Source organism: Flavobacterium chungangensis (genome assembly GCF_042654045.1).
GTDB classification, from domain to species: Bacteria; Bacteroidota; Bacteroidia; order Flavobacteriales; family Flavobacteriaceae; genus Flavobacterium; species Flavobacterium chungangensis.
Map to the genome: position 1 here is coordinate 237,965 of NZ_JBHSFY010000007.1, position 13,496 is coordinate 251,460.

At 32.9% G+C, this 13,496-nt stretch carries 13 protein-coding genes; 6 read left to right on the forward strand and 7 right to left on the reverse strand.

Annotated elements, in window-relative coordinates:
* Window positions 1-287: 287 nt before the first annotated feature.
* The 4 genes from ACFO3N_RS13565 to ACFO3N_RS13580 all read left to right on the forward strand — a co-directional run bounded on the left by ACFO3N_RS13565 (window position 288) and on the right by ACFO3N_RS13580 (window position 4,556).
* On the forward strand, window positions 288-1,004 hold the full coding sequence (locus ACFO3N_RS13565) for an NUDIX hydrolase (protein ID WP_248728634.1): 717 nt from the start codon (window positions 288-290) through the stop codon (window positions 1,002-1,004).
* A gap of 35 nt (window positions 1,005-1,039) precedes the next feature.
* Window positions 1,040-1,741 (forward strand): NUDIX hydrolase, encoded by a 702-nt coding sequence (locus ACFO3N_RS13570; RefSeq protein ID WP_379798511.1) that lies wholly within the window; start codon window positions 1,040-1,042, stop codon window positions 1,739-1,741.
* Between the two features lie 162 nt (window positions 1,742-1,903).
* Window positions 1,904-3,700, forward strand: a complete 1,797-nt coding sequence (lepA, locus tag ACFO3N_RS13575) for a translation elongation factor 4 (protein WP_379798513.1) — start codon at window positions 1,904-1,906, stop codon at window positions 3,698-3,700.
* Window positions 3,701-3,938: 238 nt separating this feature from the next.
* On the forward strand, window positions 3,939-4,556 hold the full coding sequence (locus ACFO3N_RS13580; protein ID WP_250834843.1) for an outer membrane beta-barrel protein: 618 nt from the start codon (window positions 3,939-3,941) through the stop codon (window positions 4,554-4,556).
* Between the two features lie 92 nt (window positions 4,557-4,648).
* Here the strand turns inward: ACFO3N_RS13580 and ACFO3N_RS13585 are convergent, their stop codons facing one another.
* From ACFO3N_RS13585 to ACFO3N_RS13595, 3 genes are read right to left on the reverse strand one after another with little or no spacing between them, the layout of a single operon-like run.
* On the reverse strand, window positions 4,649-4,846 hold the full coding sequence (locus ACFO3N_RS13585) for a hypothetical protein (protein ID WP_095928472.1): 198 nt from the start codon (window positions 4,844-4,846) through the stop codon (window positions 4,649-4,651).
* Between the two features lie 4 nt (window positions 4,847-4,850).
* Complete coding sequence (locus tag ACFO3N_RS13590; protein ID WP_379798516.1) at window positions 4,851-6,242, reverse strand: radical SAM protein; 1,392 nt, start codon at window positions 6,240-6,242, stop codon at window positions 4,851-4,853.
* Window positions 6,232-6,975: a prolipoprotein diacylglyceryl transferase gene (locus ACFO3N_RS13595; protein WP_379798518.1), complete on the reverse strand. Its 744-nt coding sequence runs from the start codon at window positions 6,973-6,975 to the stop codon at window positions 6,232-6,234. Before ACFO3N_RS13595 ends, ACFO3N_RS13590 begins: the two co-directional genes overlap by 11 nt.
* A 194-nt stretch (window positions 6,976-7,169) precedes the next feature.
* Here ACFO3N_RS13595 and ACFO3N_RS13600 point away from each other — a divergent pair, with 194 nt between their 5' ends.
* Window positions 7,170-8,129 (forward strand): helix-turn-helix transcriptional regulator, encoded by a 960-nt coding sequence (locus ACFO3N_RS13600; protein WP_379798520.1) that lies wholly within the window; start codon window positions 7,170-7,172, stop codon window positions 8,127-8,129.
* A 39-nt stretch (window positions 8,130-8,168) separates the two neighbouring features.
* On the opposite strand, the gene ACFO3N_RS13605 is transcribed toward ACFO3N_RS13600, so the two are convergent.
* Both ACFO3N_RS13605 and ACFO3N_RS13610 read right to left on the reverse strand, forming a co-directional pair.
* A complete protein-coding gene (locus tag ACFO3N_RS13605) occupies window positions 8,169-8,666 on the reverse strand; it encodes a DinB family protein (protein ID WP_379798522.1) in 498 nt (165 codons plus the stop codon).
* 47 nt (window positions 8,667-8,713) lie between these two features.
* Window positions 8,714-9,193: a DinB family protein gene (locus ACFO3N_RS13610; RefSeq protein ID WP_379798524.1), complete on the reverse strand. Its 480-nt coding sequence runs from the start codon at window positions 9,191-9,193 to the stop codon at window positions 8,714-8,716.
* 297 nt (window positions 9,194-9,490) lie between these two features.
* On the opposite strand from ACFO3N_RS13610, the gene thiL reads away from it, so the two are divergent.
* A complete protein-coding gene (gene thiL, locus ACFO3N_RS13615; protein WP_379798526.1) occupies window positions 9,491-10,537 on the forward strand; it encodes a thiamine-phosphate kinase in 1,047 nt (348 codons plus the stop codon).
* A 140-nt stretch (window positions 10,538-10,677) separates the two neighbouring features.
* Here thiL and ACFO3N_RS13620 read toward each other — a convergent pair whose 3' ends face one another.
* Entirely contained in the window at window positions 10,678-11,376 is a 699-nt protein-coding gene (locus tag ACFO3N_RS13620) for a response regulator (RefSeq protein ID WP_379798528.1), read from the reverse strand.
* Window positions 11,366-13,417 carry a tetratricopeptide repeat-containing sensor histidine kinase gene (locus tag ACFO3N_RS13625; protein ID WP_379798530.1) on the reverse strand — a complete coding sequence of 684 codons (2,052 nt, stop codon included), beginning with the start codon at window positions 13,415-13,417 and terminating at the stop codon, window positions 11,366-11,368. The genes ACFO3N_RS13620 and ACFO3N_RS13625 overlap by 11 nt, the downstream gene beginning before the upstream one ends.
* Window positions 13,418-13,496 lie beyond the last annotated feature (79 nt).

The following is a 13,496-nucleotide window of genomic DNA, read 5'->3' on the forward strand; positions in this document are numbered from 1 at the left end:
TATATTAACAAAATATTAGGGTTATTTTTTTTCGATTCTGATTAATACTAATTCATTTTTATTAATGTTGTAAAATCTGAACAAGAATTGAAATAAAAAATATAAAAAAATCAACGTTTTATAAAATTGACAATCAGTCGTTTAAGAATTAATTTAAAAAGAACCCTTTTTTAGCACATTTTTAAATGACTGATTATCAAAATTTTGTTTCGTTAAAAAAAATATAAGGCTTTCAAAAAGGTTACTAATGATTTTATTTATTTAATTTGTCAAAATTTATCTCATATATGGTTGAAAATGTAGACGACAAAACTGCTCCAAAAAATGAAAACAGTGCGATGAATGCCATCACAATTGACTGTGTCATTTTTGGATTTGACAAAGGCAGTCTTGAAGTACTTTTGGTACAACACGCCGAAGGTATCAGTAAAGGGAAATGGGGACTTCCGGGTGGATGGATTTATAAAAAAGAAAGCACCGACAACGCCGCTCATCGTTTATTGAATGAGCTTACGGGTCTTGACAATATTTATCTAGAACAGTTGAAAGCATTTGGAGATCCAGATCGTTTTCCGCTCCGACGCGTTATTACGATTGGGTATTATGCTCTTGTAAAAAGAGAAGATTATAATATTAAAGCAGGTTTTACGGCTTCTGATGCGAAATGGTATAAAATCAATGAAATTCCAGATTTGATTTATGACCACAACGAAATTCTGGATTACAGCATAAAACATCTTAGAAATAAAGTGCGCCAGACACCGATTGGTTTTAATTTATTGCCAGAGAAATTCACTTTATTGCAATTAATGCATTTGTATGGAGAAATTTTAGGAATCGAAATGGATAAACCCAACTTTAGAAGAAAAATTCTTCACATGAAACTCTTGGTTGCATTAGACGAAAAACAGCAGGATGTATCGCACAGAGCGGCTCAATTATACAAGTTTGATCCAGAAATCTATGAAAAACTCACTGAAAAAGGATTCAATTTTGAGTTCTAATTTTCAATACACAATACTAACACGACAACAACAAATTGACTGAAATAACTACTAACCAACACAAACCAGCAGTAGACGGAATCACGATTGACTGTGTTTTCTTCGGATTTAACAAAGAGAGCCTCGAAGTGCTTTTGGTGCAACATGCCGAAGGAGAAAGTAAAGGCAAATGGGGACTTCTTGGCGGATGGCTTCAAATAGACGAAAGTGCAGATAATGCTGCCCAACGAATTTTACAAGAACTTACGGGTCTTGAAAACATCTATTTGGAACAATTAAAAGCCTTTACAAATCCGCAACGTGTCCTGGAAAGACGTGTGGTTACTATTGGTTATTATACATTGGTCAATAGAGAAGATTATAATATTAAAGCCAGTTTAAAGGTTTTTGAAGCAAAGTGGTTCAAGATAAACGAAATTCCAGATTTGATTTTTGACCATAACGAAATTCTTGATTTCAGTTTATTGCAATTGCGAAATAGAGTTCGTCAGGCTCCAATTGGTTTTAACCTTCTTCCAGAAAAATTTACGCTATTGCAATTAATGCATTTGTACGAAGAAATTCTTGGAATCGAATTGGATAAATCTAATTTTAGACGAAAAGTGCTTCACATGAAACTACTGACGGCATTGGATGAAAAACAAAAAGATGTTTCGCACAGAGCGGCCAAACTTTATAAATTTGACCCCGAAATGTATAAGAAATTAACAGAAAAAGGATTCAATTTTGAATTTTAATATCATTTTTGATTCTTTCCAATCAACTATCCAACATCTAGATTCCAGAATCCAAAACTTTGCGCTATCTTTGCGCCTTAATAACATGCTTTAAAGCAATTGCTTTAGGCCGTTTTACACCCAAAAAATACTAAAACTCGTTATAGAGAACTGATATATAAAATGAAGAAGATACGTAACTTTTGCATTATTGCACACATTGACCACGGTAAAAGTACATTGGCGGACAGATTACTAGGCGCAACACAAACCGTTACAGCTCGTGAAGAAAAAGCACAATTGCTTGACAACATGGATCTGGAGCGCGAGCGTGGAATTACCATTAAGAGTCATGCCATCCAGATGGAATACAAATACAAGGGTGAAGAATATATCTTAAACTTAATTGATACTCCTGGGCACGTTGACTTTTCATACGAAGTTTCAAGATCAATCGCTGCCTGCGAAGGTGCGCTTTTGATTGTTGATGCAGCTCAAAGTATTCAAGCACAAACGATTTCAAACTTATACTTAGCTCTTGAAAACGACTTAGAAATTATCCCAGTTTTAAACAAGGTCGATTTGCCAAGTGCTAATCCAGAAGAAGTTAGTGATGATATTATCGATTTACTAGGTTGTAAATTAGAAGATATTATTCACGCATCTGGAAAAACTGGTTTTGGTGTTGAGAACATTCTTGCTGCCATTATCGAAAAAATTCCTGCTCCAAAAGGAAATCCTGATGAGCCTTTACAAGCTTTAATTTTTGACTCGGTTTATAATCCGTTCCGTGGAATTGAAGTAATCTTTAGAGTTGTAAATGGTGAAATAAAAAAAGGCCAGAAAATTAAATTCATGGCTACAGACAACGAGTATTTTGCTGACGAAATTGGAACTTTAAAATTAAATCAGGTTCCTAAAAATGTAGTTTCGGCAGGAGATGTTGGTTACTTGATTTCTGGAATTAAAGAAGCTCGTGAAGTAAAAGTTGGTGATACGATTACAGATGCAAAAGTACCAACTACCAATATGATTACTGGTTTTGAGGATGTAAAACCAATGGTATTTGCCGGAATTTATCCTGTTGACACAGAAGATTACGAAGATTTACGTTCTTCAATGGAAAAATTACAATTGAATGATGCTTCGTTAGTTTTTACTCCTGAAAGTTCTGCGGCATTAGGATTTGGTTTCCGTTGCGGATTCTTAGGAATGCTTCACATGGAAATTATCCAGGAACGTTTAGAGCGTGAGTTCGACATGACGGTTATTACAACAGTTCCTAACGTTTCGTATTTGGCTTACACCAAAAAACATCCCGAAACAGCGTTAATTGTAAACAATCCTTCAGATTTACCAGAGCCTTCAAAACTGGATAGAGTTGAAGAGCCATATATCAAAGCTACTATCATTACAAAATCTGACTTTGTTGGAAACGTAATGAGTTTATGTATCGAAAAACGTGGTTTAATTACCAACCAAACTTATTTAACAACAGAACGTGTTGAATTGAATTTTGACATGCCTTTGGCGGAAATTGTATTCGATTTTTACGATCGTTTAAAAACGGTTTCTAAAGGTTATGCTTCTTTCGATTACTCTCCTATCGGAATGAGAACTTCGAAATTGGTTAAATTGGACGTTCTTTTGAATGCTCAGACAGTTGATGCACTTTCTGCATTGATTCACGAAGATAACGCTTACAATATCGGTAAAAAAATGACCGAGAAATTACGTGAGCTTATCCCAAGACAGCAATTCGACATTCCGATTCAGGCTGCAATTGGGGCAAAAATTATCGCTCGTGAAACGATTAAGGCACTTCGTAAAGACGTTACCGCAAAATGTTATGGTGGAGATATTTCGCGTAAGCGTAAATTGCTTGAAAAACAGAAAAAAGGTAAAAAACGTATGCGTCAAGTAGGAAACGTTGAGATTCCGCAAGAAGCATTTATGGCTGTTTTGAAATTGAATGACTAGTTCTTTTTTGATAAAAGAGTAAAGAAATAAGATAATAGACTAACCCGATGACGAAAGTTATCGGGTTTTTTGTTTCAGATTACGTTTTTTAAATTGAAATTAAAACAAGTAAAAACTTACTAATTTATGTAAATATTAACCTAATAAATTGTTTTTTAACGCTTTCAACTAAACTTAAGGTTTTTTAAAAACAGTAAATGTATTTTTAATCTTACAAACAATTAAATTTTTTAAGATTATGAAAACTAAATTATCAGTTATTTTAGCCCTTTTTACCTTTTGTTTTGCAAACGCACAAGAAGATCAAGCTGAAGCTGAAATGAATTCTGCAAAAGGTGTGACTTTTCAACAAGGAGATATGTTTCTTGAAGGTTCTATTAAAATTAGTACAGGCGGTGACGCAGATTACTATGGCTTTAGTCCAAAGTTTGGCTATTTGTTAAATGATAAATTTGCAGTTGGAGCCAAATTAAATTACTCAAGTAATAAAGTAGAAACTACTCAGATAGAAACTAATGTTTTTGGAGTTGGCGCTTTTGCTCGTTATTATTTCTTGGAGTTAGACAAAAAACGTTTTAAAACTTATGCTGAAGTTGGTTTGGGCTATGGAAGAAACAAAACTGAAGCTCCTCTAGTTGGCAGCGATACAGACAATAGCTTAACAGCTGACATCAATGTTGGATTAAATTATTTTGTGACTAAAAATATTGCAGTAACTTTTGTTCTAGCAAATGTTTTGGCTTACAATAGCGTATCTCCAGAAAATGGTCCATCGTCTGATACTTTTCAATTAAACATCAACTTATTTGAAAACATTTTCAATCAACCTCAATTTGGAGTTTTGTATAGATTTTAATTTTTTTTTTTGCGATTTAACGATCGAAAAGCTGTTTCAATTTGGAACAGCTTTTTTATTTGTCAAGAAATTCTATTGTTTTTTGAATTTTCTTAGGACAGAAGTGTTCCGCATATTCCTAATCCAATAATCAGATATAGGGCTCCAATAATAAAACAAACCTTTGCTCCATTGGGACTATTTTTCTTAACTGCAAAACCAATGATCGTCATTAAAATTGGTGGACCAACCATTATCGCTACAAAAATTGCGACCAAACCACTTAAATTACCTACTTCTAGCGCTGTCATATTCTTATATGTTAGTTCTTAATTCTTCTAATCTTTTTACTTTATCATCTCTGTAAAACAAATTCATGGTTTCAAAAGGAATTATTTTATTATCCTTATTGACAATATGCACACATGATTTTTTTATTGCTCTTACATCAAAATTATAGGCATCAATAAACTGCATGATAATAATTCTAAACAGATTGTCATATCCTAATTCTGGTGCATCAATATTAGGAAGACAGCATAATATCGATTTCAAGTTTTCTTGTGCTACTTCTACAGAATTTCCTGTACTAAACAAATCTATCATTTTACCTCGAAGCACTTCGTCTTGCTCATAAATAATAGTGTTTTTACTATTGTCCAATAGATCATTGGGATTAATATATCGCGTTAACGGAAAAACTTCGTCTCCTAACTTCAACGCATAACCCATAACTAAAGCGTCAGGGTTACAGGGAACAGGAAGTAAATCATCTGAATTGAAAACTGTGGTTTGCTCCAGAATTTTTCTTCTTACTTCTGTTAATGTCATCCGATCGGTTTCTAAATTAAAATTCTCTAATCGGCCCGCAATTTGAGTTGGCTGAAATGTAACGCCTCGAACACATTTTTGTTTTAGTGCAAACTCAACAATTTTACCGATTTCATGATCGTTTAATCCTTTTTGAAGCGTAACAACCAAAGTGGTAGATAAATTAACTTCATTTAGATTTTCTAAAGCCTGTTTTCTTATTTCACTTAAATCGGCTCCACGCAACTCCTGCAATACACTATTTTCAAAAGAATCAAACTGAAGATAGATTTCAAAATCTGGAGCATAGCTTTTTAGTCGCTGAACGAATTCTTTGTCTTTTGCAATTTTAATTCCGTTTGTGTTTAGCATTAAATGCTTTATCGGAATTGATTTTGCATAATCCAAAATTTCAAAAAATTCAGGATGTATGGTTGGTTCTCCTCCACTAATCTGTACGACATCTGGTTCTTTTTCGTTTTTAACAACCGTATCGAGCATTGCTTTTATTTCTTCAAGAGTTCTGTGTCTACCGTAGCTAGGCGATGAACCGGCATAACAAGTCGGACATGTCAGATTGCAGCGATCTGTAACCTCAACAACTGTTAGGCAAGAATGCTGTTCATGATCTGGACATAAACCACAATCGTACGGACAACCATAATGCGTTTTTGTATTAAAAGTATACGGCATCTCAGATGGTTTATTATAGTTTCGGATATTCTTGTAATACTGAATATCGTCCGCAATCAAAACCTTAGAGCTTCCGTGTTCCGGACATCTTTTAAGCATGTAGACATTCTCGTCTTCAAAAACAATTTTAGCATCAATTCTCTTTAAGCATTCTGGACAAAGGCTTAATGTAAAGTCATAATAAGTATATTTTCTAACTGGCATTTTTTACAAATAAATTTAAAATTGTTTTGTTATAATAGAGCAGACAAATCAAACATAAAATCTGAATCGAACTTATTCCAAAAATCAGGAAGTAATTGGGTTTCAGAAATTCTACAAAAAAGCGAAATGCAAAATAGGCAATCATAAAATACTGAAATATAAGTCCGTTTTTTATATCTCTATTTTTTAATTTCTTGAGAACAAAAAACAAAATAATCAGGAAAATTAATTCATATAAGGCAATTGGATGCCTCATAATATTGTCGCCAAGATTCATACCCGTAAAAAAGTTTGTTTCTTTTCCATATGTAAACTCATTGGTTCCAGATAAAAAACAGCCTATTCTACCTATAAAAATTCCTAGAATAATCGGAAAGGTAAATAAATCACCCGATGACTCTTTTTCTCCTATAATCTTCTTCGCAATTTCAACGCCTAAAAGTCCGCCAAACAATCCTCCCATAATGGTCTTCGCATTGAAGAGTTCTAAAATTGATCTTGCATCAAGATGAAAAACAGGATTTTCTAGAAAACCCATAATTCTAGAACCCAAAAAAGCTCCAATTGCAGCTCCCAATATAATAGATAATCTATTGGAAGAAACAATAGTATCATTGGTTCTTTTTCTCAAAAAAACATAATAACGATATCCTAAAAAAAATGCCAGATATTCTAAAACTAAATGGATATTGATTTCATAACCAAAAATAACTGGCTCAAAAGGAAACTTCATTTTTTACGCTAAGATTTAATACTACAATTCTGTAAAGATGCAAAAAAAAATGTTTCAATTCATTCGACTTATAAAGTAAAAGCTGTTCTAGTTTAGAACAGCTTTTTTTATTCTCTTTACTTTTTACATTTGTATCTTTGAATTAGCAAAAAACTTAGAGTCTCCGCAACTCAGAACCTTAGAATCTTAAAAAAATGCTTGACGAAACTCCAAAACGATTTGACCGGATTGTCGCTATTCTTATTCAATTGCAATCTAAAAAGATTGTAAAAGCCCAAGAATTGGCCGATCGTTTTGAATGCAGTTTGCGAACCATTTATAGAGACATTCGAACTTTGGAAGCTTCGGGAGTTCCTATTTATAGCGAAGCCGGAGTTGGTTATGCATTGATGGATGGTTATCGACTCCCGCCAGTAATGTTTACGCGCGAAGAAGTAAGCAGTTTTATTGCTGCCGAAAAATTAATGCAAAAATTTACCGATCCTTCTTTGGGAACACACTACGCGTCGGCGATGTACAAACTGAAATCGGTTTTAAGAAGTAACGACAAAGATTATCTTTCGAGCATCGAATCTAGAATTGTAATGCAGGATGCAGAACCAATGTTTAATGATAATTCGCCCAACACTTTGTCCGTTCTTTTTGAAGGAATTGCAGAGAAAAAGCAAATTCTTTTAACTTATAAAACTTTTGATAAAGACGAAACAACACAGCGTAACCTTGAGCCAATAGGCGTTTTTCATGATAATAATAACTGGTATTTTCTGGGTTATTGTCATCTTCGAAAAGATTACAGACAATTTCGAACCGATAGAATTCAGGAAATAAAAAAAACCGATGTAGATTTTACGATCGAACACGATGCTTTAGAAACCTATTTAACTAAAACGGAAACCTGCCCAACAACAAAAGTTCGTATTTTAATTGACCGCAAAATAGCACGATATTTGTCAACCGAGAGAAAATATCATGGCTTTATTTCGCAAAAAGATGTAGGTGAAAAAATCGAAATGACCTTTATGTCTAGAGATATTAATAATGCTTTTCCGAGATGGTTTCTTATGTATGGAGATTATGCAGAAATTCTCGAACCTGAAATATTAAAAACCAACGTCTTGGAATTATTGGAAATCAACAGAAAGAGACTTTTATAAAAAAAACTCCTGAGAATATAATCTCAGGAGTTTTTTTATTTATTTCTGTTTTACGACATTATAGAAATTATAATCGGTGTTTGAAGCATCTGTAATTCCGACATTTCGCCCAATTGTTACAATCTGGCCGCGATGATACGTTCCATGATTTATAACCTGGATTAAATATTCGGAAATTGGCAATTCGCACTCAAACCACGGATTTACAATTTTAACTTCTTTCATTAAATCTTCTTCAGATAATGAGTTAATAAGATGTTTCAATTTTGTAGACGAATTTAATAATCCAGCAAATATCTCCTCTTTTGATAAATCGCTTTCTGCTTTCTTTTCTGCTAATGAAGATTCGGAAATAACAGAAAACCAATATTCTTCAGTAGACCAGATATGATCAAGTGTTTTCATAATAGTAGAAAAGCTCGACGGCACTTCTGCATAAAGCAATTCATCTGATTTCGGCGAAAGCCAATTCACCAATTGTTGATTTACCCATAAATTGTAATCTGCGTAATTTGACATTATCTTCTTTAAGCTCATAATCTTAGTTTTAGATTTCTGATATTAAGTTAATAAAAAATCATTAATTATCTCTCCCAGAAAAATGGCGGTTCGATATTTAAAGCTCTTAAATACACGTAAGCTTGTCCTCGGTGATGCACTTCATTATCAATAAAATATAGGATATTCTGAATTACAGGAAATTCATATTGTCCAAAAAGATTAAAGGTCTCGCTAAAATCCTCAACCGATAATTTTTCCCAATATTTATTGATTTCTTCTGTAGCTTCATCCCATTTTTCCAAATATTGCGCTTTGAAAATCAAATTGTCTTTTCCTTCTGAAAATGCTTCCGTTTGTTTAGTCACAATTCCTTTTAGCCCTGGAACGGCAATTGCCAAAAGTTCATCTACCAATTTTGCAAAAGGACGCATTCCGCCAATTGAAAATTCGAAAAAATCTTTCTCCGGAAAAATCTCAATTAAACGACGTGTAAGTGCTCTGTGTCCTTGCCAGTGTTTTAATAAATCTTCTGAAGTAATAACTTGTGCTTCTAATGTTTTCATGGTTTTAAAGTTTAAATATTTTTAATACTTCAAAAGTAAAATGGGCCGGTGACAACAGTTTGTCAGCAGCAAAAAATAAATGAAAAAAATTTTTTTTCTGCTGACAAACGTAGAGACGCACTGCAGTGCGTCTACACACAGTATGTGTTAAACAATGAGTATATACAGGACGTAAGACGCACCGCGGTGCGTCTCTACAGAATAAAAAACTTAGAACCTTAGTATCTAAGAATCTTAGCCTCTTTAAAAAAAATCCTTTGTACCTTTGCTCCTTAATAACTTTGGAACTTAACAGAAATGATAGAAGATAAAAATCAGCAGAGAACTAGTATAGCGCAATTAGGCGAATTCGGTTTAATTGAACATTTAACCAAAAACTTTGACGTTACTCAAGAATCTACTTTAAAAAGTATTGGCGATGATGCTGCTGTTCTTGATTTTAAAGACAAAAAAGTAGTAGTTTCTACCGATTTATTAATTGAAGGAGTTCATTTTGATTTGGCTTATATGCCTTTGAAACATTTAGGATATAAAGCAGTTGTGGTAAATGTATCAGACATTTGTGCCATGAATGCAAAACCGACTCAAATTACGGTTTCGGTTGCTGTTTCTAATCGTTTTCCTCTTGAAGCTCTAGAGGAATTGTTTGCAGGAATTACACATGCCGCAAAAGAATATAAAGTTGATGTTATTGGCGGAGATACAACCTCATCTCAAAAAGGATTAATTATCAGCATTACTGCAATTGGTGAAGCTGACGAAAACGAACTGGTTTACAGAAACGGGGCTCAAAAAACAGATTTATTGGTTGTAACGGGAGATCTTGGTGGAGCTTATATGGGATTGCAGGTTTTGGAACGCGAAAAACAAGTTTTTCAGGTTAATCCAAACAATCAGCCCGATTTAGATCCTTATACTTATTTGGTAGAACGCCAATTGAAACCTGAAGCACGAAAAGATGTACGCACGCTACTTCATGCTTTAGACATAAAACCAACGGCAATGATTGATATTTCAGACGGATTATCTTCTGAAATTATTCATATCTGCAAACAATCTAAAGTGGGTTGTAATTTATATGAAGACAAACTTCCATTAGATCCCCAGTTTATTTCTACTTGCGAAGAATTCAATATTGACAGTACAACAGTTGCCATAAATGGCGGTGAAGATTATGAACTTTTATTTACGATTGACATTAATGATTTTGACAAAATAAAAGGAAATCCGAATTTCTCTGTTATCGGACATATGGCAGAAGAAAATGAAGGAATCCATCTTGTAACCCGCGCCAACACAAAAATCGCTTTAAAAGCACGCGGATGGGATGCTTTGACGGAATAGTTTTGAGTTTTCAGTCTCGGTCGCAGTACACAGCAGTAGAATAAATAAAAAATCCTATCAGATTTAAAGAACCTGATAGGATTTTTTATTACTAAGTTTTGTTTTAAAAATCTAAAATCTGAACTCTAAAGTCTAAAATTTTAAAACAGTCCTTTGCTTTTTGCTTCTTTAATCAAATCTTGATCAGAACCGCTTCTTATTTTTAGCAATTCCATTAAATGTTTTTTTCGTTTCTCTATGGCGTTTAATGAAATCGGAATAACCTGAAGCATTTCTTGAATTGAAGTTCCTTTTTCTAAATGAATTAATATCTGTTTATCATATTGATCGATCTCTATTGCATTATGCGTAGATTGATTCAGCATCTTTACAACGGACTGGCTATAATATTTTTCATTTTTCATTACCTTATCAAAAGCCAAGAGTAATTCGTCAAAAGTAAGGTCATTTTTAATGATCAATCCGTTTGGCTGAATTGTTCTGATAATGGTTTTAATTTTCAGCAATTCGGTATACATCGTCAAAAGAATAATCTTGCACGAAGGCATTTTTTTCAAAAGTAATTTTGCCAGATCTTCACCCGAAAATATCTCTTTTTCTTCGTAAGGAGGCATACTGATATCCAAAAAAGCGATATCAAACTCAGGCGTGCTATTGCTTTCAATTATATCATAACCAGATTTGCAGTCATGCGCCTGTGAAATTAAGAACTCATATTGTTTTGGATTATAACGAGTTATAGCATTTTTATAGCCTTCAATAATAAATGGATGGTCATCTACTATTAAAATATTCTTTCTAACTAATTGTGGAACTGAGGCTGTTAAATCAAATGTCATTATGCAGGTTATTATTTGGCTCTATTGGGACTTTTATAGTGAGAATTGTTCCTTCTCCTTTGGCAGATTTGATCGTAACTGTACCCTTACATTCTTTTGCACGATATTCTATATTATGCAGACCAATTCCGTTTTTGGTCTTATTGGTATTAAATCCAATTCCGTCATCTTCAATGGTTAAAACCAAATTATTATTTTCGTTTTTAAACTCCACTTTTATAATATCAGCATTGGCATATTTATTACAATTTTGGAGTCCTTCTTGAACAATTCGATACAAATTGATTTTTTCAATATTACTTATCAAATCCCATTTAATATCAGGATCAAAAGTAGTAATCAGCTTCGAACTATACGTATTTCTTTGATCTTCAAACAGTTTTCCTAAAATAGAGACAAAATTATTAATTAATTCTGACTTTTCTCTATTTAAGTCATGCGAAATTTCTCTAATATCCTGCTCTACATTTTTTAGTTCGGCAAGATATTTTTTTCTCTTAGCAATAGCGTCAGATTCATCCAACTTATCTAAACTATCCAAACTGATCCTAATTCCAAACATGCGTCCTAAAACACCATCGTGCAAATCTTGCGCAACTTTCTTCTTTTCCTTAATTCGAGTAAGTTCAATTTCGTTCTGCTGCGAAATCATTAGATTGTAAATATCTTCATTTGCAATCTGCTGCTGCTGTTTAAAAAGCAATTCTCGATTTCTGGCTTGCTGCGTTTTGTAAACATAAAAAAACAGGCCGAGTAATGTACAAATACTAAATACATAAACCAAAGTTTTATTTTTTTCTTGAAGACTGGAATTCTGGTCTTTAATTTCGTTGGTTTCGTACTCAATGCGAGAGAATTTCTCTCCCATATTTCGCTCTGCTTTTAGCATTTTATCATTTAATTGAATATATTCTTTTGAATATTTAGATGCATTTCCAGGATCCACCAGAGCGATTTGTTTTAAAGCGAGTAAGGTATTCGCCAATTTATCTGACGAACGTGAAAGAAACAAAGCTTGTTTCGAAAACTGTATAGCCCTTAAAGTATCTCTTTTAATTGCATAATATTCAGACAAATGAATTTGATTAGATATTTTAGCCATTTTCAACCCCAAACTGTCTCTAATTTTTAGAGATCTGTAAAACTGATCTGGAAGCCCATCTAATCGTTTTGATTTCAATTTTGAATAAGCCAAATTATCGAGTAACATGGCGTATAAAATAGTTTTTTCTTCGAAAAGATTTTTTTCTTGAAGTCCTTTTTCAAAATAAATAATGGCTTGTTTATAGTTTTTCATACGCATGTAAACAAATCCGATATTATTTAAAGAAGTAGCTTTGAGCTGAAGATCGGCTGAAATCGATTTATCATTTAAAGTGTTTAAAGCTTTATTCTGATATTCGAGTGCCTTTTCATATTCTCCCCTCTCATTATATAAAATACCCAGCAGATTATAACATTCATAAAGCTGGTCATTTACATTTTTCTGGTTTTTTAATATGCTTAAAGCTTTGAATACAGATATTTCACTTTCAAAAAAATCTGATTCGTTATATTGCAGACTCGCTTTGCTTAATAAGGTTTTTGCCAAATTATATTGATCGTTAATTTGCAAATAAATCTTCTGCGCTAAAAAATAATTTCTAAAAGCACTGTCAGAAATCACTCTTGAACTATAATAATCCCCTAGATAGATATAAGCTTTTGCAATGCTTGTCGAATCTTTGCTACTTATGGACCTATCTAAAACTAATTGTGAAATTTCATGATATGATTTAAAATCATTCATATTATAATACCTATTGGCAATCTTAAACAAATTAAACCTGCTAATAGAGTCATTTTTTTGTTTAACTACGATAGAAAATGCCTTCTGAGCATATTGTTGTTTAAGGGCATAATTGATCTGAATATCATTTGCCAATGACAAATAAATAGGAAGACTATCCTGCACTGAAGTTAGTTCCTTTGATTTTTTCTTTTGGGTACAACCTGAAAAAATCAACAATAAAAACAATAATATTGGATAATATCTTTTCAATGCAAGTTTTGAATTTTACCAAAAATACTAAAACTATAAACATAAAAAAAGGCTGCCAAAAAAATTGGCAGCCTAAAGA